Annotated in this window: 13 protein-coding genes; all 13 read left to right on the forward strand. The window is 51.2% G+C overall.

Annotation, left to right across the window (positions count from 1 at the left end):
- The first annotated feature begins 157 nt into the window (after nucleotides 1–157).
- The 13 genes from OCU43_RS22240 to gspD all read left to right on the forward strand — a co-directional run bounded on the left by OCU43_RS22240 (nucleotide 158) and on the right by gspD (nucleotide 21,864).
- Complete coding sequence (locus OCU43_RS22240) at nucleotides 158–652, forward strand: response regulator (RefSeq protein WP_139203166.1); 495 nt, start codon at nucleotides 158–160, stop codon at nucleotides 650–652.
- Nucleotides 609–1,385, forward strand: coding sequence for an SCO family protein (locus OCU43_RS14415; protein WP_091356794.1), 777 nt, complete (start codon nucleotides 609–611; stop codon nucleotides 1,383–1,385). Before OCU43_RS22240 ends, OCU43_RS14415 begins: the two co-directional genes overlap by 44 nt.
- An 8-nt stretch (nucleotides 1,386–1,393) precedes the next feature.
- Complete coding sequence (locus tag OCU43_RS14420; RefSeq protein ID WP_091356792.1) at nucleotides 1,394–3,136, forward strand: c-type cytochrome; 1,743 nt, start codon at nucleotides 1,394–1,396, stop codon at nucleotides 3,134–3,136.
- Between the two features lie 289 nt (nucleotides 3,137–3,425).
- Nucleotides 3,426–9,296, forward strand: a complete 5,871-nt coding sequence (locus tag OCU43_RS14425; protein ID WP_091356790.1) for a right-handed parallel beta-helix repeat-containing protein — start codon at nucleotides 3,426–3,428, stop codon at nucleotides 9,294–9,296.
- Nucleotides 9,297–9,366: 70 nt separating this feature from the next.
- On the forward strand, nucleotides 9,367–10,593 hold the full coding sequence (locus tag OCU43_RS14430) for a multicopper oxidase domain-containing protein (protein ID WP_091356787.1): 1,227 nt from the start codon (nucleotides 9,367–9,369) through the stop codon (nucleotides 10,591–10,593).
- Nucleotides 10,594–10,618: 25 nt separating this feature from the next.
- The gene (locus tag OCU43_RS14435) at nucleotides 10,619–11,977 is read left to right on the forward strand and encodes a multicopper oxidase family protein (RefSeq protein WP_091356785.1); all 1,359 of its coding nucleotides are present in this window, start codon (nucleotides 10,619–10,621) and stop codon (nucleotides 11,975–11,977) included.
- Between the two features lie 37 nt (nucleotides 11,978–12,014).
- On the forward strand, nucleotides 12,015–14,474 hold the full coding sequence (locus tag OCU43_RS14440; RefSeq protein WP_091356782.1) for a cadherin-like domain-containing protein: 2,460 nt from the start codon (nucleotides 12,015–12,017) through the stop codon (nucleotides 14,472–14,474).
- 323 nt (nucleotides 14,475–14,797) lie between these two features.
- On the forward strand, nucleotides 14,798–15,259 hold the full coding sequence (locus tag OCU43_RS14445; protein ID WP_091356780.1) for a hypothetical protein: 462 nt from the start codon (nucleotides 14,798–14,800) through the stop codon (nucleotides 15,257–15,259).
- Nucleotides 15,260–15,275: 16 nt separating this feature from the next.
- A complete protein-coding gene (locus tag OCU43_RS14450) occupies nucleotides 15,276–17,393 on the forward strand; it encodes a S8 family serine peptidase (protein ID WP_091356777.1) in 2,118 nt (705 codons plus the stop codon).
- A 76-nt stretch (nucleotides 17,394–17,469) separates the two neighbouring features.
- Complete coding sequence (locus OCU43_RS14455) at nucleotides 17,470–18,579, forward strand: PilN domain-containing protein (protein WP_091356774.1); 1,110 nt, start codon at nucleotides 17,470–17,472, stop codon at nucleotides 18,577–18,579.
- Complete coding sequence (gene gspM / locus OCU43_RS14460) at nucleotides 18,566–19,153, forward strand: type II secretion system protein GspM (protein WP_091356771.1); 588 nt, start codon at nucleotides 18,566–18,568, stop codon at nucleotides 19,151–19,153. The genes OCU43_RS14455 and gspM overlap by 14 nt, the downstream gene beginning before the upstream one ends.
- A complete protein-coding gene (locus OCU43_RS14465; protein WP_091356767.1) occupies nucleotides 19,150–19,737 on the forward strand; it encodes a hypothetical protein in 588 nt (195 codons plus the stop codon). Before gspM ends, OCU43_RS14465 begins: the two co-directional genes overlap by 4 nt.
- Before the next feature lie 12 nt (nucleotides 19,738–19,749).
- Complete coding sequence (gene gspD / locus OCU43_RS14470) at nucleotides 19,750–21,864, forward strand: type II secretion system secretin GspD (RefSeq protein WP_175483485.1); 2,115 nt, start codon at nucleotides 19,750–19,752, stop codon at nucleotides 21,862–21,864.
- Nucleotides 21,865–21,901: the final 37 nt, after the last annotated feature.

Genomic DNA, 21,901 nt, shown 5'->3' on the forward strand with positions numbered 1-21,901 from the left:
TGTGGCAGGATCAGAAACAGGGCTCAAAAGCAAAGTGTAAGTTATAAAAGCAACAAGACGACAATAAGTATTCTCAGGTGTACCGAAACGGAGTTCCGGTACGACTGTAAATCATTCGGGGGGATGATCAGCTACGAGACAATTGGCGGACAGTGATATGACATCAACAATTTTGATTATTGATGAATCACCTTCTAACCAGCAGAAATTATTTACCTGGCTCAGGCCTACCCGAAATCATTTATCTTTTGCCAGTGATTGCCATTCGGCCATGAAGATATTGCGACGGGAACAGCCTCAACTGATAATATTTTCGGCTGAATTGACCAATATATCTCCACAACGGCTGGTTCGTAAACTTCATGCCAGGGCGCCGATGGCAAAGCTGATTGCAATTTTATCAGCCACCGCCAGCCCCGCAGCAGCCCCCGAGTTTGTGCAACAGGTAAGTGACTTTCTGATTGAACCACTGTGTCAGGAGGAGGTGCTTATCAATGTTTCACAACTACTCAGACTTCAGCGTCTGAGTATGGAAAATGACTACCTGAGAGAGGAGCTGGCGTTTTCATCGCTGGCAGCACACTGGCACTCAACGGGGGAGTATTGCCATGAACAGAAAACAGATCAGATCGTTACTCACAAAACCGGTTAAAACAGGGCTGACAGTGGCTGCATTAACCGTGCTATCCACCTCATTACTCCAGGCCCATGAAGCAAGCCAGCACGGACAGGCAATGGAGATGAACAGCGAAGACAGCCACGCGCAACATAAAGCGATGATGGCTGAGATGAACATGGATCACAGTGCACATGACAGTCACGCAATGGCCACTGAGGGAGAGGACCCTCATGCTCATCACAAAGCGATGATGAGTAACATGGCGGGGAAAGACCAGGTACAGCGCAGCAACCATGACTATAAAGCCCCACACCTGACCATGCTTAATCAGAATGGCGAACCGGTTGCGATTGATAAACTGCTGAATAGCGACAAGCCCGTGCTGGTCAACTTTATCTTCACCACCTGCCCGACAATCTGCCCGGTTCTCAGCTCAACATTCTCAATTGTCAACCGGGAACTGGCTGGGGCGGAAGACCTTAGCATGATCTCAATCTCGATAGACCCGGAAGAGGATACCCCAGAAGCATTGCAGCGTTACGCAAAAAAATTCGAAGCGCGTGATAACTGGAGCTTTATAACCGGCTCAGTAGAAGACAGTATTCAACTGCAAAAAGCCTTTGATATCTATCGGGGCAGTAAAATGAACCACGAGCCCGTCACTTATCTGCGCGCCAGTGCTGATAAACCCTGGACCCGGCTCGATGGCTTCCCCAGCAGTGAACAGCTGGTCAGTGAGTACCACCATATGAAGATGGGCCACTGATCATCCCCATGTCTGTCATTAACGCCTTACTGAGTGCAGCGTTTGTTGTTGTCATAGGCTGCCTGCCCCTCACCGGGCAGGCCGGGCAGGCTACCGTTCAGGCAGAGTCAGCATCTCCTCAGCCAGACATTGAACAACTGACACCTGACTCAGCAACTGAGGCGGGCTTGGCAAATCAATTTGCACGAAATCAACCCTCCGAGGGGCGTTCACTGTTTATGACCGGCCGACCATCGGATGGCTCCTCAATCTCAGTACTCAGTCAGGGACAGTCTCTACCGGGGGAACTGTTTGCCTGTGCTAACTGTCACCGCCACAGCGGTCTGGGTACCAGCGAAGGCGGCTATCAGGTTCCCGATATTACCGGCCCAACACTGTTTGCGCCGATAGAGGTAAAACAGAGAGAACTCTACGCTGAGCGCACAGAGGGTTTTTATACCCGTCCCGCTTATACCCGGGAGACCCTGCGAATGGCAATCACCCAGGGGATCAGTTCGACAGGCAAAACGCTGAGTAAAGTGATGCCCCGTTATCAGTTAAGCGACGCCCAGACCGATGCATTGATTAACTACCTCAACACACTGGATTACTCTGCCCCACCGGGCGTCAGTGCTGATAACCTTCAACTTGCAACTATCGTTACGGATGACGTTTCTGCAGAGGAAAAGCAGGCGCTTCTCAGCACTCTGAATCAGTTTATTAAAGAGAAAAATGCCCAGACCCGGCATGAGGTACGGCGGGTAAAATATTCCCCCTGGCATAAAGACTGGCAATACGATAACTACCGCCACTGGGAACTGAATCTATGGGAATTACGGGGCGACCCGTCAACCTGGTTCGCCCAGTTGCAACAGTATTATGACACCAACCCGGTATTTGCAGTTGTCGGAGGTGCCAGCCATCAGCGCTGGGCGCCCGTCAGCGCATTTTGTGAAGCTCAGGCCCTGCCCTGCCTGTTTCCCAATACCGATCTGCCGCCTGACACACCTGGCCATTACAGCATCTACTTCTCAGCCGGTATGAACCTGGAAGCCCGCCGGGTAATCTACTTCCTGAAGCAGCATAGCCGCTACAACAGGGTTATTCAGGTGACAGGCGAGGACATTCGCTCAACGGTTGCAGCAAAGACGCTGGCACACAGAGTGAACTCGCTATCCCATGCGCCTGTTGCAGAGACTATGACTTCAGAGACTATGACGCTTTCTGCATACCTCAACAACCCCTCTCGCACTTCTGAGAATAGCGCCAATACGCTGTATATTCTCTGGCTTACCGGACCTGAACTGAAAAAGCTACCGGCGCATTCCGGCCTGACCGATGCAACAGTCATTCTCTCCTCGACACTGCTGAATCGTCAGTTGGATCAGATACCCGAATGGCTAAGCGAGCAAAGCTGGCTGCTCCACCCCTATAGCCTGCCCGGCAGCACTAGCCAGAGAATCCGCAGCAAAACCTGGCTATATGCCCGGGGCATTGCAACCCCCTATGAGAGGTTACAATCCAACACCTACCTGGCACTGAGCGTTCTGACTGAATCGATGATGCATATCCGCAGCAATTTCTCTCAGGACTACCTCATTGAGCGCATCGAACATATGTTAGAGAACAGCCCGGAAACCTCTGTATATCAACGCCTTACTCTTGCGCCAGGACAGCGCTTTGCATCAAAAGGCAGTTATCTTATCCCCCTCAAAAAGCTCGACGGTTCTGCAGAAGAAACACGTCAGTACTGGGCCGCGCCAGAGCGATAAAGGTTCGAGCTCAGCTTTTTGCAATATTAAGAAATTCCCCCTCCCTGCTCTGTCTCAAATGAGAGAAACAAAGTGTTACTTATAGGCAACACTCTCTAGTCCTACCAAAGAAAGCAATACAACACACTGTTTTTAAAGAAGTTAAAAAAATAATTTCCGTACATGGTGCACTTTTTGCGTAGTAACTTGCCAAGGCTAACCTTATTCACGTCGCAGTATCGGGACATTTTTTGCTAGCCGACATTACGATGATTCATAAAAAGAGAACGACAAGAGGGGGTTCGACGCCATGTCTTGTTTCAAAAAGTTAAAGCGACAATGCGGTGATGGAGCACACAAGGCAGCGATAGGCTGCTCTCTGCTTTTCGCCAGCTTTCTCGCTGTTTCACCGGTGCAGGCTCAGACAGTTAACATTAACGTGGTAACACCTGATCCTGCGAATCCTGATAATTTCCTGCCCGTGGATGGCTTCCGCTGGCTGATCGAAGAGGATAACACCTGGAACATAAAGCCAGGCGTTGCAACTGGAAATACCCTTGCCACAGGCTTCCATAGCAGCCATTCACCGGTCATCGCGAAAGGTGAATCGGCAATGGGGAATCAATCGCCGGTCAGCTCACCTGATCTGGACCCGGCAAAACGCTACTTCCTCAGCGTAACCCCCCACAGCGGTTATACCATTGGTGGAGCAGAAATTAACGAGGGCGCCACTGATGTTCAGGTGGTTGTAAACCCTTTGCCACTGCCCACTGCGCAGTTCTCTGTTTTAGTGTTTGAAGATTTCAGCCCGATCAATGGCGCTCCGGATCTCCCAGAAGAGAACCCTGCCACCAGCATCAACCCCTCACGGATTAATGAGCCTGACGGTGGTCACTTTGATCCAACTCAGTTCCGGGTGCTGGTAGAAGAAGCAGGTGGCCGTTACGGTGCCACCGGTGGTCCGGTCACTCAGGACGCTTTCGGCAACCCCCTGGGTACTGAGTATCAATACGATGCTCAGGGAAATGCTGTGCTTGACGTCGATGGCTCTCCCATTATTGTGTCACTGGGGGATGGCATCATCCACCCAGGAGCGGATGGCTACGTCGTTGTTAAAAACCTGCCACCGGCAAAATATGGGGTTATCGTTACGCCGCCTACAGGCAAAGGCTGGATTCAAACCTCCACCATCGAAGGTACCGCGGTGATTGATGTCTGGCCTGCGGCGAATGAACCCTCCTACTTTGTTGAGTTCGGTCCTCCCGGGTTCCACGCCTTTCTTGGTTTCACCAAGCAGGTTGAAGATACTGCTTACAAAACCGATAACGCGGGTACCGCAACCATTACCGGCCAGGTGGTTAACAACCATATGTCCCGTCCACCCGAGCTGGCGTTCTATAACGGCGATCCTACACCGGGCTGCTGGGTCGGTCTGAACCGGGCGCCTAATCTGAGCGCTATTGATGTTCAGCCCTGTAATGACAACAGCGAGTTCACTTTCAGCAATGTACCTGCGGGCGACTATACCATTGCGATCTGGGATACCAACCTCGATATTGTTATCGCGCAGAAGAATGTCACAGTACCTGCAACTCCGAACACGCTGGTTGATCTGGCTGAACTGCCGGTTTTCAACTGGTTTGCCCGCTTGAGCGCCGGTATATTTAACGATGAAAACCAGAACGGCTTCCGTGATCCGGGCGAAACAAATCTGGGAGCTGATGCCTCGGCGGTTAATCTGCGTTTCCGTAACGGTACAATCTACCAGTCCTTCCCCATCGATACTGAAGGTGAAGCACCGTTTGACGAGGTGTTCCCATTCTTCCACTGGCTGGTAGCCGAGGTCGACTTTGCCACCCTGAAAGCAACCGGGGTGACCTACGTTGTTGATAACGGCGGTGAAGTACGCCCCGATGCGGGCTGGGATGATCCAACCTTCGACAAGCTCAATCCACAGCCTCAGTTCTGTACTCAGGCACGTATTGATGTCGCCGCAGATATGGGCGATACCGCCTGTATTGGAGCAACCGCTGGTGACCCAGCCATTAACCCAAATACCGGTAACAACCTGTCAACCACCCTTCAGGGGCAGATTCTGACACTGGGGATGCAGGATTTCCTTGGCCAGACCAACCGCCTGGAATTTGGTAAGAGACACTACCCTGACGGCGAAAACGGTGGTATCTCAGGTATTATCTACTACGCCATTACCCGGGCAGAAAATGACCCCCGTTTTGCCGTAGGTGAAGAGTGGGAACCGGGTATCCCAAGGGTGCAGGTTAACCTCTATAAAGATGCCGAAAATGATGGTCTGATTGATACCGCTGGCGGTGGTAATGCCCCGCGTGTTAACGGCGTTTCTCAGCATACACCACCAGATATTGATCTCTACCCATTAGGTAACTTCCCCGGACCAGAGGACACCGACCGTAACGGTAACGGTAGCTTCGATTTCGGTGATGCAATTCAGGTCACCTATGCCGATAGCTGGGATGATTCCAATCCCACAGCCTGCCAGGGAGATAGCTTTACCGCACACCCCGAGCTTGCGCCGAATGGTGATTTCACTACCGATTGCTATGATGGTCTGCGTAACTTTAACCAGATTACCAACGGTGTATTCGATGGAGGTTATGCCTTCAGCGATCTGCAAAAGGGAGCCTATATCGTTGAGGCGGTTCTGCCGGCTGGATATGAGCTGGTGAAAGAGGAAGATCGTAACGTAGATTACGGCGATACCTATGTACCAGCTCCTCTTCAACTACCACCTGAGTGTATTGGTGACAATCACACAGTACCACCGTATATGAGCTATCTGACCGATGCTAATGGTGCCCCTCTGGTAACCGGTTCGACTCCGGATGCGGCTCCATTTGCAGGCCAGACCCGCCCTCTGTGTGACCGTAAATCAGTACTGCTGACAACCGGTAAAAACGCTGCAGCGGACTTCTTTATGTTCACCGATGTGCCAATCGCCGCGCATGTTGTCGGTGGTATTCTGGATGATACTGCCAACGAATTTGACCCTAACTCACCCAACTTTGGTGAGAAATATGCGCCACCATGGCTGCCAGTCTCATTCAAAGACTGGACCGGCCGTGAAATTCTGCGTACCTATTCCGATGAATGGGGTCACTTTAACGCACTGCTACCTTCCACCTATTCGGTTAACCTGCCGATGCCTACTGGCGTATCACCTAACATGCTGACAGCATGTATGAACGATGCCAGTCCGATCTTTAATCCGGCAACCGGCAAACTGGAAGCAGATCCATTCCATGACCCACAATACAGCCAGTTCTGTTATACCTTCCAGTATATGCCTGGCTCAACCACCTATCTGGATACCCCGGTTGTTCCTGTAGCAGCTTTCGCAGGTCCAAACCAGTTTGCCCTGGATTGTGCACTGCCAACGCAGACTCCCGGTATCTTAACGGTAACCAGCAATAATGCATCAACGGGTCCGGCTGTGAATGTCGGCGATACCGTCACAATTACCTCTCAGGGCATCGTTCAGGTACCAAACCCAGAGTTTGATGGAACCGCTAACACGACGAAAACAATTGCCCGTGATTATGGCTTCGGCACATCCGGCACCTTAACCCTGGGTGGAACCCCCATTACCAATGCAATCTGGAGCAACGAAACAATAACCTTCGATGTGCCTGCAGACGCATCAACTGGTCAGTTGGAAATCACCAGCGCTACCGGAGAGAAGTCTGTTAACTCCGTTACGCTGAATATTCTTGCACCGGGTGAATCCGTTACCACTGTCTATCCAACCAACAACCTGTCCGGTACTCCGATTCAGGATGCTATCGATGCAGCGAATCCAGGCGATCTGATTCTGGTCTCTCCTGGGGATTACCATGAGCTGGTCATTATGCATAAGCCGGTTCGTCTGCAGGGCTTCGGTGCGGCATCAACCACAATCAATGCGGTACGTGCACCTGCACTCAAACTGCAGAACTGGCGTGATAAGGTTTATCAACTGGCTGTTGATCTGGCCTTTGACCTGCTTCCAGGTCAGACATTGGGTGGACTGAATATCGTCGACCAGGTGCCTATCTTCGGTACTGAAGAGGGTCCTGCTATTCTTGTCGTAGGTAATATCGGTGAATATGCAGGTAACCAGTCACGTATTGATGGTCTGGGTATCACCGGTGCCATCGATGGTGGCGGTATCTTTGTCGGTGGCTATGTAGATAACCTCGAGATCAGCAACAACAAAGTCTACACCAACTCCGGTAACTTCGGTGGTGGTATCCGTGTTGGTTACCCTGATCTGGTAACCACGGTTAACGATGCATCGGTTCATGTTGATGCTCAAAACAACAATATCAATATCCACAACAACCAGATCAACCAGAACGGCGGTAACGGCGGTGTCGGTGGCGGTGTAGCTCTCTATACCGGCAGCGATAACTATCAGATCACCAGCAACATGCTCTGCGGTAACTTCAGCATGGGTTCCGGTGCAGGTATCGGCCATCTGGGTCTGAGCAACAACGGTGTGATCGCCAACAACACTATCGCTTACAACCAGACCTTTAATCAGGGTCTTGAGGTACACGGTGGTGGTATCTACATCGCAGGTAAAGAGGGTCTGGCCAACGCTGTTGGTGGTGTTGCTCAGACTCCGGGATCTGGTTCCGTACTGGTCGAAGGTAATATGATCATGGGTAACCAGGCCGGTGCCGGTAGCGGCGGCGGTGTCAAACTGAGCTTTATTAACGGCGCCGACGTTGAAGCGAACCCTGCAACCAGCAGCCTGTGGCACAGCATCAAGCTGTATGACAATATTATCGTTAACAACGTCGCCGGACGTGACGGTGGTGGTGTCTCTATCCATGACGCCAGTGCAGTTAGCATAGTGCACAACACTATTGCTTATAATGACAGCACGGCAACCACAGCGTTGGTGATGAACCCAGCTCTGGGTACCAACAGAGAGTCCAGCCCACAACCGGGTGTAGGTGTTGCTTCACACCGCCACACTGCAGAACTGGCAGCAGTATCAGGTCAGAGCTTTTCTGATCCGGAGCTGGTGAACAATATTATCCTGCGTAACCGTAGCTTCTATTGGTTTATCAATGGTGCCAATGCACCTCAGACCTTTGGTCTGGTACCCGATATAGCTGGCGGTGATGCTCCAGTGTATAGCGATATTGCGGTTGTAGATGACCCCGCTTTGAGTCTGCATCCGCGAAACTCTCTGCTGACCAAAACTTATGAAAACAATGCATATGCAGGTAACGGCAATCAACTGGCAAAAACTAAACATGTGATCTTTACCGATCCTCTTGCCAATGGTCAGCCTGGTCAGACCCTGATGCAGCAAGAGCAGACAACCAGCCTCAACATTGCTGCTGCCCTGGATGAAGGCGGAAACTTTATCGATATCCGCTTCGGTCCTCTTACACTGGATCCGACGCTTCGAGGCAACTACCGCCTTGCAGACAATCGTCTCAATTTAGCTATTAACAACGGTCTGGCAGATGTTTTGACTGGCAATGTTAATCTGGCTAATGATTTCTACGGTACTGCACGATTCTATGGCAGTGGCCCCGAGATCGGTGCAGAAGAAATTGCAGCTGAAGCCAATCCCGTGGCTGTAGACGACGTAATTGAGATAGGAATTGCAGGAACCCTAGGAGATCTTCAGGCATTTACCCTGAATATCAATTACCTGCTGAACAATGACATCAATGATCTTGGCTGGGGCGCTTCAGTTCCAGTTCTAGGTAGCGAAACAGGTAATGGTTCACTGAGTTGGAATGAGACTAATGCAAATCAGTTCACCTTCCGTACTCCTACTGGACCTGAGTCTGTTGGTCAGTTCAGCTTTCAGTACAAGGACTCGGCAAGCCCGCTAACAAATGCAGCGACGGTTACGCTGAATAAAGATATCTCAGTAATGCGAGCTATCACGGTTCTGCAGGATAATGGAGATTACTTGTGGCGTATCAACGGTTGGACAACATTCCCTCCAGGAACCGATGTTCGCCTCTACATGAATGGCAACGCAAGTGGTACGCCATTCGCTACTTGGAATTTGGGTGGCGGTGTTGGTCGCTGGATCTATTCAGTCGATCAGGGTCCTGACCCAACCGGGGTTACCGAAGTGAGCGTGCGAATAGGTAACCGTAAACTTATGCATATCCCACTGGAAATCCGATAACAGTCACTGCGGCCGGCCCGGCCGGCCGCACCCTGACAGGTATCAGCTCAAAAGTTAAAGGAGCGAAACCATGAACAAGAAAGCAATCAGTCTGATGGTCAGAGCTGTTATTGCCGGTGCGATGATCAGCTGCGCCGGCCTGGCCAGCGCAACCGTCTATACACAGTGCCCCGGTGACCTTAACGGCGATGGGGATAATATTGATGCAGGTGAAGACTCTACGGTTAAATGTATGCACCTGTCCGGTGGTGATGGCTATATCAAAATGGCCGATGATCGCCCAATGTATATGTTTGGCTTTGGTAATATGACCGGTGTACCCGACGGACAAGTAATGTCTGAAGGTGTGCTGAGTGCTGAATTTCCTGCACCCAGTATCGACCTGAAGGAGGGGCAACCCTTCTACCTGACCCTGTCTAACGTGGGGATGGTGATGCGGCCCGACCTGTTTGACCCACATACTGTACACTTCCACGGTTTTCCCAACGCTTCATCGGTGTTTGATGGGTTGCCGGATACCGGAATAGCTATCAATATGGGGGCCAGCCTGACCTATTACTATAATGTTCAGGACCCTGGTACCTATATGTATCACTGCCACGTTGAGGCAACCGAGCATATGCAGATGGGTATGCTGGGTAACCTGTATGTGCATCCTAAACAGGATGGCACCCCCATTGAGTATCCTGCTGCTTCCGGACGTATTTTCGACAAATTTGTCTACAACGATGGTGATGGCTCTACCGGTTACGATGTTGAAGTACCGATTCAGATCGGTTCTTTCGACTCCCGTTTCCACGATGCCAGTGAGGGGGTTCAGCCCCTGCCCTTCGCAGAGATGGAGGATAACTACCCGATGATGAATGGCCGGGGCTACCCCGACACCGTGATTCAGGGATCGCTGCCCTCTGTCGACAGCTATCTTGATCCTGGCATTCCATTCAAACCCGGTCGCCAGACACAACGGGTATCGACCCATATCGAGGCAACTCAGGGCGAAAAAATTCTGTTAAGGCTTTCCAACCTGAACGTTACTCGCTTTTACTCACTGAATACGCTCGGCATTCCGATGCAGGTGGTGGGCATGGGTGCCAAGCAGCATATCAGCCCCGATGGTAAAAAACTGTATTACAAAACCAACTCGGTCACCCTTGGTGGCGGTGAGGCGATTGATGTGCTTCTGGATACGGCCGATGTCGCTGCCGGTAAGTATTACCTCTACACAGGTAACCTCAACTACCTGAGTAACGGTGATGAAGATTTTGGCGGGATGATGACTGAAATCATTGTCAACTGAGTCTGAGCAGGCAAGGAGAATTATCATGAAACTATTACGCAGCTTTGCCGCACTGACCAGCGCGCTGGTGCTTTCAGCCACCAGCCTGACGGTGCAGGCAGAGATCATGGGTATCGAGGGTACTACCACCGATGGCCACCAGAAAACCTTCAACCTGGAAGCCGCAGCCGCAGCCATCAGCACCCCTGACGGCGACAACCTGCTGATCTGGGCCTACGGTGACCTGGATAATGCAGCAACTGAAGTGCAATATCCCGGTCCCACTATCATTGTCCATGAAGGTGATGCGGTCACCATTAACCTGACCAATACCGATATCGCCGAGCCGGTGTCAATGGTATTCCCAGGCATGCAGAATGTTGCAGCCGTGGTATCCAATGATCTCAATATTGATGGCAGTACAGACCGTGTTGTACTGACAGAGGAGGCTAGTATCGGTGAAACGGTGACTTACAGCTTTACTGCAAGTAAACCCGGAACCTACCTTTACCACAGTGGCTCCAATCCTGACCTACAGGTGGAAATGGGGCTGAGCGGGGCTCTCATCGTTCGCCCTGCGACCAACCCGGATAGCCAGGCATACAATAATGCCGACTCTGCCTATGATCACGAGTATCTCTACTTCCTGACCGAAATGGATACCGCTATCCATCAGGCCGTGGATCTGGGTCTGCAGCCTGATACCAGCAACTATCACGCGGTACTGTGGTTTATGAATGGCCGCAACGGCCCTGACACCATGTTCGATCATAATGTTGCCTGGATGCCTCATCAGCCCTACGGCTCTCTGACACGGATGCATCCGGGTGAGAAAGTCCTGTTGCGGATTATCGGTGCCGGCCACGATATGCACCCGCTGCATACCCATGGTAACCACTTCCTGCAGATCGCCCGTGATGGTCAGGTGCTGACCAGTGATCCGGCCAATGCTGCCACCGTCGGTGCTGATCTGGCATTTGGTGACTATACGCAGCAGGTTCTGCCAGGCGCCACCTATGATGCAATCTTCGAGTGGACCGGCAGAAACATGGGCTGGGATATTTACGGTCACACCGCGGGCGATGGATCACTTTGCAACGGTCAGGAGACCGCCAGTGATTCAACTGACCCTGTTAGCTTTGAGGATTGTCGCTACCACAATGCTCCGATTCCCGTTGATCTTCCTGAAAACCTTGACCTGACCTTCGGTGGTTTCTACAGCGGTAGTCCATATCTGGGCTCGATGGAATCCCTGCCTCCTGGTGAAGGCGGTCTGAACCTTAACGGTGGCCTGTTCTTTATGTGGCACTCCCACACAGAGAAAGAGCTGGTCAACAACGATATCTTCCCCGGCGGCATGATGACGATGCTGATTGTTGAACCACCTGGCGTACCAATCCCATAGGGTTGGCATCAGAGAATTAAGGAAAAGGAGTCTTATTATGAATATCCTGAGACACTCCGCTTTGCTAATCGGATCCCTGATGCTGACATCTGGTTCGATTCAAGCGGCAACCTACGACCTGTGCGTAGGCGAAACACAAACAAACATTCCATCGGTACCACTCGCCGTGCGTATGTGGGGATATGGAATTGATACCGGCGGAACCTGTAACGCGACGGTACCAGGGCCTCAACTGGATGTACCCGTGGGTGATTCTACGCTGACGATTAATCTGCGTAACACCCTGCCCAACGATGCCACATCGGTGATGGTTCCGGGTCAGGGTCTACCCTCAGTTGGCGGAACGCCTGTGACCTTCACAGATCCACAGGGACGGGACAGAATTCGTTCTTTTGTCGCTGAAACGGCCCCGGGAACCACCGGCGTGTATACCTGGAACAACATTAAACCCGGTACCTACCCTTACCAGTCCGGGACCCATGTTCAGGTTCAGGTCCAGATGGGGTTGTATGGGGCGATGATCCATAACGAAGCCGCAAATACTGCCTACCCTGGCGTCACCTACGATCAGGATAAGGTGCTGATCTATAGCGCCATCGATCCTGTATTGCATGAAGCAGTCAACAACGGCGAGTATGGCGCTAATTGTGCTAATCCAGCTCTCAATCCTGCTACCGGGAATTATGAGTGTGCGATGACAAGTACTGTCGTCTATAAGCCAAAATATTTTCTGGTCAACGGGGCAACCTACAATGTTGGCAGTTTACCTGAAGATATCGGTCCGGCCGGCACTACCACGCTGCTGCGGATGATCAATATGAATCTTGACACCCTCGCACCAATGCTGCTGGGCGACACGATGGATCTGGTTGCAGAGTCTGGCTACCCCTACCCCTATCCTCGCCGCCAGTATTCGGTGAATCTGGCACCTGGACAGTCAAAGGACGGGTTGGTTACCTTAGGTGAAGGTTCTACGAAACTGTCGCTGTTTGATCGTCGACTGAACACCACTATTGCCGGTGGTGTAGGTGGTGGTCTGGTAAACAAGTTCATCGTTTCCGGAAATGCAACTACCGGTGACCCTCTCTACTACTTTTCCATGTTTGCTAACCTCACACACAGAAACGGTACGACCGTTGTGGGTGGTTTAAGTGTCGAGAACCGTGACGTTGTAAGCTTCAATCCGGCAACCGGAGCCTGGGCTATGGTGCTGGATGGCTCCCTTTACAACCTAGTGGAGGCATCAGATGGCACAACTATGGCAAATATCGATGCACTGCATGTCTACGCTGATGGCCGGATGATGTTGTCTTTCAGTGAACCCGTAACAGTACCCGGTATTGCCACAACTGTTGATGATTCAGATTTGGTATTGTTTGATCCGTCTAATTTAGGTAGTGAGTTCAGCATTGCCTACACAGGAGCAGAACTTAACCTGACTACAGATTCAGAAGATATTGATGCACTAAGTATTGATGTTAATGGAGATCTGCAGATATCAACAGCCGGTTCTGCAATTGTCCCGGGTATTTACGGCTCAGCTAAAGATGAAGATGTAATGCGCTATAGCCAGGCTACCCATACCTGGGCAATCATGTTTGATGGCAGTGATCTGAGTAGTGACTTTATTGCAGGTACAGCAAATATTGATGCTCTGACACACCCTGATGCTAATAAGTTGTTATTCAGCATTGCTGGTAACCAAAGTCCCTTGGCTGGGGTACTGAACACCACTGATGCAGATATTCTCCTATACAGTGGCAGCTTCGGGCTTAACAACACTACCGGTCTGCTGGAGACACGCCTGGATATGTCTGTTGCAAGCAGCTTACCTGTATATGCCGATATTGCTGCGATGAGTTGGAGTAGTGGCTTACCCTACGTTAACAGCGCACCGATTACCGGTAACGATGTTTACAGTCTGGATCTGCGCCTGAATTCAACGCTAACGGTTGCTGCTCCTGGAGTATTGGCTAACGATACCGATCCTGATATGAGCACACTTTCTGTTCAGGCCCAATCAATAGCCACGACATTAGGAGGCACCCTGAATATCAGCGCTGACGGTAGTTTCATCTATACGCCTCCAGCCATTACTTCAGGAACCGATACAGCCACCTATATGGCTGATGATGGTTTTGGTGGTGTAACCTCAGGCAACATTACTATCAATGTTGATACAAGTGCTCCACCGGTTAATGAGCCTCCAGTTGTAGTGCTTGATCAGGTCTCTACTCTGATCAACACCCCAGTAGTGATCAATATTCTGGCCAACGATACTGATAATACCGGCAACATTGATCCGGCTAGTGTAATAATCGTCAAAGATCCAACACAGGGAGGTATCATAACTGATATTAACCCGCTGACAGGTGAAGTAACCTTTACCCCAGCGCTCAACTTTGTCGGTACTGACATATTCAAGTACAGAGTCAGAGATGACAGCGGGCAGATATCTCTTCTAGCAAAAGTTAGAATAAACGTCATAAGTAACTAACCCCCCAGCAAGCAGAGTCCAGGAAGGATAGCTGTTTGCCAAAGGGGAGCCATCAGGCTCCCCTTTTTTTGTTTTAAATCAGCAGGGTCATATTCTCATATTTAACAAAAATCCCCCTGGTCTTGTGTCGCAAATGAGAGAGACAACAGAACATACCACCCGCCAACATAATGTCTCCAAAAGCATACACAGCCAAGCATTTGATTTAATTTAACTTTTAAAGAATAAGTTTCAATACGGCCTGTAAATTGCTTAATAATTAATACACTGTCTGTAATGGAATTGGAGACAGTCCAAGATTAATCAATGGGGGAGGAAAAGCGATGAACAGCTTTTTCAGAATCAACATGCTTCATTCGCTGAAAATACTATTACTCTGTTTTGCAGTGCAGTTTCTTCAGCCAGCGGTCGCAGCCGGGATTTTACCTGAAAATGTGCAGGCAGAGCTTGAACAGCAGTGGGGTATCCGTGTCATCTCTCTGCGTCAGTCTGCCGCGGGCTATATGCTCGATTTTCGTTACAAAGTGACAGATCCGGTCAAGGCTAAAAAAGTGCTGGACCGGTCAATCAAACCGCAACTAATCGTTACCAGTACTGGCAATCACCTGCAGGTGCCGGCTCCTTCAAAGATTGGACCTCTGCGTCAGTCTTCCAGAGAACCCAGAGCTGATACCAACTATTTCATCTTCTTTGCCAACCCCCGCCGCCAGGTAAATATCGGTGATGAGGTCAGTATTCAGATTGGCAAACTTGAAATACCCGGATTGAAGGTCAGCAACAGCTGAAGTTGGAGAGATCTGCATGAAGACTAATTTGAAGCCTTTGCTGAAACCCGCCTTTTTCTCTGCAACGCTGCTCTTTTCGGTACTCAGCCATGCGGCCGTTATTTCAGAAGAGTTACAACTGCAGCTGGACGCTACCGGAAGCTTTGACCCGGTACCCATTATATTGCAATTTAACGATCAGAACAGCAGCCAGCAAACCCTGCGGCAGATTCGCAAAGCGATTCGTCAGCAACTCAAAACTGACACTCAGCTGAGTAAAACGGAAAGAAGGCAGCTGCGCAGGCTGTTACGCTCTGAAGTGATTCAGTCGCTTCGGGCACAGCTGATAAACTCACGAAAACAGCTCGACCCTTTACTGGATTTTTCTGCTCAGGGGCAGATTAAAGACCTCTGGCTGATCAACTCCGTAGCACTGACCCTGCCCGCCTATATGGTTGAAGCGCTATCACAGCTGCCCCAGGTCGCTTCTCTGAGAGCAGATCTGCTAACCGCCGCACCAGGGCAGGCTTATACGCCACCTTCAACCCCGGAATGGAATGTCAGCAGTATTAATGTTCCCTCTCTCTGGAGTCAGGGAATTACCGGGGATAATATCGTTGTTGCCATCATTGATAGTGGCGTTGATGGTGAGCACCCGGATCTGACAGGACGATTTCGCGGCGGCAGCAGCGACTGGCTCGATATGCATAGCAGCAGTACCACCCCCATTGATGGCTTTGGTCATGGCACCAACGTGACCGGCCTGATTCTCGGAGGAGACAGTTCCGGTACCGCGCTGGGTATGGCACCGAATGCACAGTGGATCGCCGCCAGGGTTTTTGATCGTACCGGTTATGGTTCTCTCAGTGACCTGCATGCGGGTTTACAGTGGGCACTAGATCCCGATGGGGACCCCAGCACCGATGATGCCCCCGATATTGTCAATAACTCCTGGGGGTTATACGGCACGCTTGGAACCTGCAATACCGAGTTTCAGGCGGATATACAGGCTCTGAAAGACTCAGACATTGCCGTTACCTTTGCCGCTGGCAACTCTGGCCCCTATAGCAACAGCAGCTTGAGTCCTGCGAACCTGCCGGGGATTATGTCGGTGGGTGCCCTGCAACAAAATCCGGATGGTTCCTTGGTGGTTGCCCGCAGCAGTAGCCGGGGCCCCTCTCCCTGTGATGCAAACGCAGTATTCCCAACCGTTGCAGCACCTGGCATTGATGTTCAGACCACCGGGATGTCCTACGGTAGCGGCCAGCCTTATACCGAGTGGGTCGGTGGCAGCTCGTTTGCAGTAGCCCATGTTTCCGGTGTAATGGCACTACTGAAAAGTGCCGTGCCCACGGCAACGGTGGCTCAACTTGAACGGGCAATTAATGAGACCGCCACCGATATTGATATCTCAGGTCCAGATGATAATACCGGCTACGGGCTGGTAGATGCTCAGGCAGCATACGTGCGCTTACTTGAACTATCTAAACCAACCAATACAGCCCCAATAGGAATAGCGGATCAGTATAGGGTGCGTGAATCTGAAAAACTCTTTGTAACGACGAAAGACGGTGTTCTCAGTAACGACTACGATGCTGATCAGGATAGCTTAACCGCCCACCTGATCCGACCACCGTTAAAAGGCACCCTGAAGCTGAACAGTGATGGAAGTTTCTATTACAAAAATAGACAGGATGCTCATTTTGATACCTTTGTCTATGTCACCAGTGATGGTCAGACCTATAGTGAAGAGACTACAGTAACACTCAAGATTATCTCCGACGATCATAAAGACCACAAAAAGGAAAAAGAGAAAGAGAAAGAGAAACACGATAAATATGAAAAACATAAACATAAACATAAACACAATACTGCACCGAAAGCGGTAAAAGATCGGATCCGGGCTGAAAAGAATCACACAGTGATTATCAATATTCTTGATAATGACAGAGATGCTGATGGCAATATCGATCCGGCAAGCGTCAGAATAGTTCGACAGCCCAATAAAGGAGGCACTGTTTCTGTCAACATTGATGGCACGGTTGCCTATAGGCCAGCCGACAATTTCAAAGGACGGGAAATATTCAGATACCGTGTATGGGATAAAATGCAGAAACGCTCTAACCCTGCAACAGTGGTTATACGCGTAAAATAGAGATATAAATGAGGTTGCAGCTGGCAGTGAGCCCGCTGCTTATAACGGATGCTGAAAACCGGGGGGTTACCAGCAGATGACGACAAACAGCTCAACTTCCGGCCTGTTTACTCAGAGGTTTCGGGGGATCATTGCGGCACTATCCAGCGCTCTCAGCTGGTGGTTTGGCCAATTAGGCCAGATGCTGCCCGCCAGAATCCGGGCGGGATGGCAGCAGGACAGCTTTAGTCTGATTCTGGAGCTACAGGATCAGCAACTTAGCATCAGTGCTGGCCAGCAGCACTGGATGCTCCCGTCACCATGGGAGAAAAGTTCACTGCCCGAGACGTTAAAACAGGTGATTGCGAAAGCTCAGAACGCAACCCTGTGTCTGGCTGATGACATGATTCTGCAGACCCGTGTCAGCGTGCCCCGCAACGCCCGCGACTATATCGACAATGTCGTGCGCTTCGAGATGGACCGTCTGACCCCCTTCAGGGCTGACCAGGTATACTTCGATACCGGCCCCGTTACCGATGAACCGGGAAAAGAGCAATGTCATACAGAGTTATATCTGATCCCTAAAGAGCAACTTCAGACTATTCTCAATCAACTGGAGCAGCTGGGCATCGCTCCTGACAGGATCATACCTCAGGGGTTTCTCAACCAGCATGACAGCCACCTTAACCTGCTGCCTCAATCCGATGAAGCATCTCTCCGTTCCCGTTACCTGCGTTTTCAGTTTGCGCTGGTGAGTCTTAATCTGCTGTTACTGATTACCGCCGTCAGTCTGCCACTGGCGCAGAAACAGACTCAGATAGAACAACTGACTGAAGCGGTCGCCCAGTTGCGCAGCCAGGCCGAAGAGGTGTTTCAGATTCGCGATGAACGACAGACGCTGTTCCAACAACAGCAGAACTATGTCGATATAAAACAGCAACAAAGTTCGGTACTGTCACTGATCGACGAACTGACCCGGTTGTTACCCGATGAGGTATGGTTGAACAGGATGTCGATGCAGGGCAGATCCCTGCGCATTCAGGGCGAAGCAGACAATGCATCTGAGCTGATCGCTCTGCTGCAAAACTCAGGCAAACTCACCGATGTCAGTTTTTTCTCACCGGTCACTCAGGACCCCCGCACGGGTAAAGAGCGTTTTATGATCTCAGCCAGGCAGAGCCCGGGAGAAAGCCATGCAGCTCAATAAACAGCAGCAACGTTATCTGGCTCTGGGGATACTGGCAACGGTGCTGACTCTGCTTTACCTGCTGGTCATCGGCCCGGTTATCAGCCGCTATCAACAGGCGAATGATCAGATCGAAACCCTGACATTTCAGCTGCAACGCTACCAGAATCTGAATAACAGCCGCCCCAACGAGGAAGCATTACTACAGCAGGTGAAACAGGACTCCCCATTAAGGCCCTACTTTCTGGAAGGCGAAACCCGCTCGGTGGTGTCCGCGAAATTACAGCAGCATCTGAAGCAGCTTGTTGCCCGCACTGGCGGCCAGATCGTCAGTACACAGGGGCTTCCTGCAGAACAGAGTGGCGATCAGTTACTGCGCAGCATCACCCTGAAAGTTCAGTACAAGGCGGGCATCGATGAACTGAAAGAGTTACTGTTTGCTCTGGAAACCAGCAAACCCGGACTCTATGTCGAGGACCTGAGCATAAGCTCCGCCCCGATACGAACCTCCAGTTACGCCCGCAGGCAGGTATTGCCACCACTGGATATCCGCTTTAACCTCACGGGCTACACCACCGGCAGGGAGACGTTATGAACACAGTCCGCTACCTGACCCGGCTAACCCTGCTGCAACTGGGTGTAATGGCAATATTAACCGCTATTCTTAGCGCTCAGTTCATGATGCCGGTTGCTGAGCCAACACAACTGTCAAATGAGCAGCTCTCCGAGCCTTCATCGCTTCCAGAGCTACCATCAATTGCGGAACCCGATCTGCAGATCGATCAGTTTCTCGAGATCAGTGAACGGCCACTGTTTTACTCCACCCGTAAACCCCAGGAGATCAGCACTGCGATGACCGCTATCCGCAGACCGGACCGCACACCAGAACAGGACTGGATACTCACAGGTATTATTATCAATGGAGAGGATAATGTGGCCCTCTTCAGCGCTATCGGCAAGAAGAACTATGAGTCGCTGAGAAGCGGGATGAAGCTGAGTGACTGGACACTCGATGAGATAACGCCGGATAGCGTCACGTTTAGTAATGATGGACGTAAAATTGAAATGCCTTTGATTAAACCTGCAGCCCCCTCGCAGGCAGGGCGCAGCAGGTCCTCCTCTCTTTTTATGAATCAGAGTCAGTATGGCAAAGTCGTGCGCCCGTTGGATAACCAGTAGCAGGAGAGTTTGATGAACAATATATCTATTTGGAAAGTTATACCGCTGCTGGTCACCCTCTCAGGTCTGACAGGATGTAACAGCTCAGCCATCTATAAAGATGAAGGACTGACCCCAAAGCAACCCGTTGGCCAGATTATTCACCAACGCAATCAGGACCGAAATAGCGCGGCAGGAGCCAATAATACAACTGGCGTGGCTATGCAACAGAATCAGGGCAGCCCCTCCTCTGTCCCGGAGCGACAACGATTTGAGCTGGTGTCCGAAGCCCGGCCGATGATAACCCAGAGCCAACCGGCGTCCACGGGTAGTGGCGAGGGAAATATCACCCTCAATTTTAACGATACGGATATCCATGAGGTGGCAAAAACCATTCTCGGGGATATTCTGAACCGCAACTATGCGATTAATGACGCTGTCAATATCAGGGTGTCGCTGCACACCAGTCAGCCCCTGAATCGCGATGCCCTGATCCCCACCCTCGACTCACTGCTGTTTATGCATGGTGCGGTACTGCGGGATAACGGCCACCTGATTGAGATCATGCCCAAGAGCAACACCCTGGCCGGCGGCGCTCCACAACTGAAACTGCAGAATGATCAGGGCTTCCAGACGCTGGTAACACCGCTACGCTATATCGCAGCCAAAGAGATGGAAAAAATTCTCAAATCGGTGGCATCAGAGGGTGCCCGGATCACAGTCGATGAGCCCCATAACCTGCTGCTGATGTCCGGCTCCCGCACCGAACTGAACACCCTGCTCAACACCATTGAGACTTTTGACGTCAACCAGCTGCGGGGCATGTCGATCGGTCTGTTCCGCTTACAGTCAGTGGATACCCGGACAATACTGGGTGAGCTGGAAAATGTCTTTGGTGATAAATCCTCCGGTCCAATGGCGGGGCTGGTTAAATTTGTCCCGATCGAACGGTTGAATACCGTGATGGTGATCACACCTCAGCCGCAATACCTGAAAAGTGCTCAGCAGTGGATCGAGCGGCTCGACCGGATGGACAATCTCGCCAGCACCTCGCTGCATGTGTACAAGGTCAAATACGGTAAAGCATCACACCTGGCCGGCATGCTTGAGCAGCTGTTCTCAGGGCAGCGTTCGAAGTCAGGCAACCAGGGCAGCGGTCCCCGCTCCCCATCCCCGACCACGGCAGCCGCACCAGCAACAGGGACACCCGCCGTGATTTCCAGCCAGGGAACACTGACACCTCTGACCAGTCAGACCTCGCTGAGTAATCTTGGCGAGATCAGTATTATTGCCGACGAAGAGAACAACTCGCTGCTGGTGCTGGCCACCCAGGCCGACTACGGAGTGGTAGAACTGGCGCTACAGAAGCTGGATGTACTGCCTCAGCAGGTTTTGGTTGAAGCCACTATTGTCGAGGTGAAGCTCTCCGGGGATCTGAAATACGGGATCGACTGGTTCTTCAAAAACGGGTTTGGCAACGGCGATACCGGTTATGGTTCCCTTTCTAGTCCACAAAGCGCCAGTGGTTTCAAATATGAGGTGCTGGACCGCCTCAACAATCCGCTGGCCCTGTTGACTGCACTGGCCTCTGACAGCCGCATCAATGTGATCTCCTCCCCCTCACTAATGGTGCTGGATAACCAGTCCGCCTCAATCAAGGTTGGTGATCAGGTGCCTATCTCCACCTCTGAAACCACGAATACCTCAAACAGCAGCGGCAATCTGATCACCACTTCGGTTCAATATCGGGATACCGGTGTACTGCTGGAGGTGACGCCACAGATCAAAGATGGCGGTATGGTGGTACTGGAAATCAATCAGGATGTCAGTGACGCCTCTGTCACAACCTCCTCAGGCATTCAGTCTCCCACCATCAATCAGCGTCAGATTAAAACCACCGTTGCGGTACAAAGTGGCGATACACTGGTGTTGGGGGGGCTCATCAGAGAGAACAAAGATCTGGGAGATGCAGGCCTGCCTGGGATAAAAGATGTACCCGGTCTTGGCTATCTGTTTGGTTCCAAAAGTGAAACCAGCCGCCGTACTGAACTGGTGGTGATGATCACACCGACAGCGATAAAAAACCGCAATCAGGCGCGGGAGGTTACCGATGAGTTTAAGCGGCAAATGAAAGCACTGAAACTGTAACCAGAAGATCGGAGAAGCAGAACTGAAACAGATCAGC

Origin of the sequence: Amphritea atlantica (assembly GCF_024347255.1) — a bacterium.
In the GTDB taxonomy this organism is placed as follows: Bacteria; Pseudomonadota; Gammaproteobacteria; order Pseudomonadales; family Balneatricaceae; genus Amphritea; species Amphritea atlantica.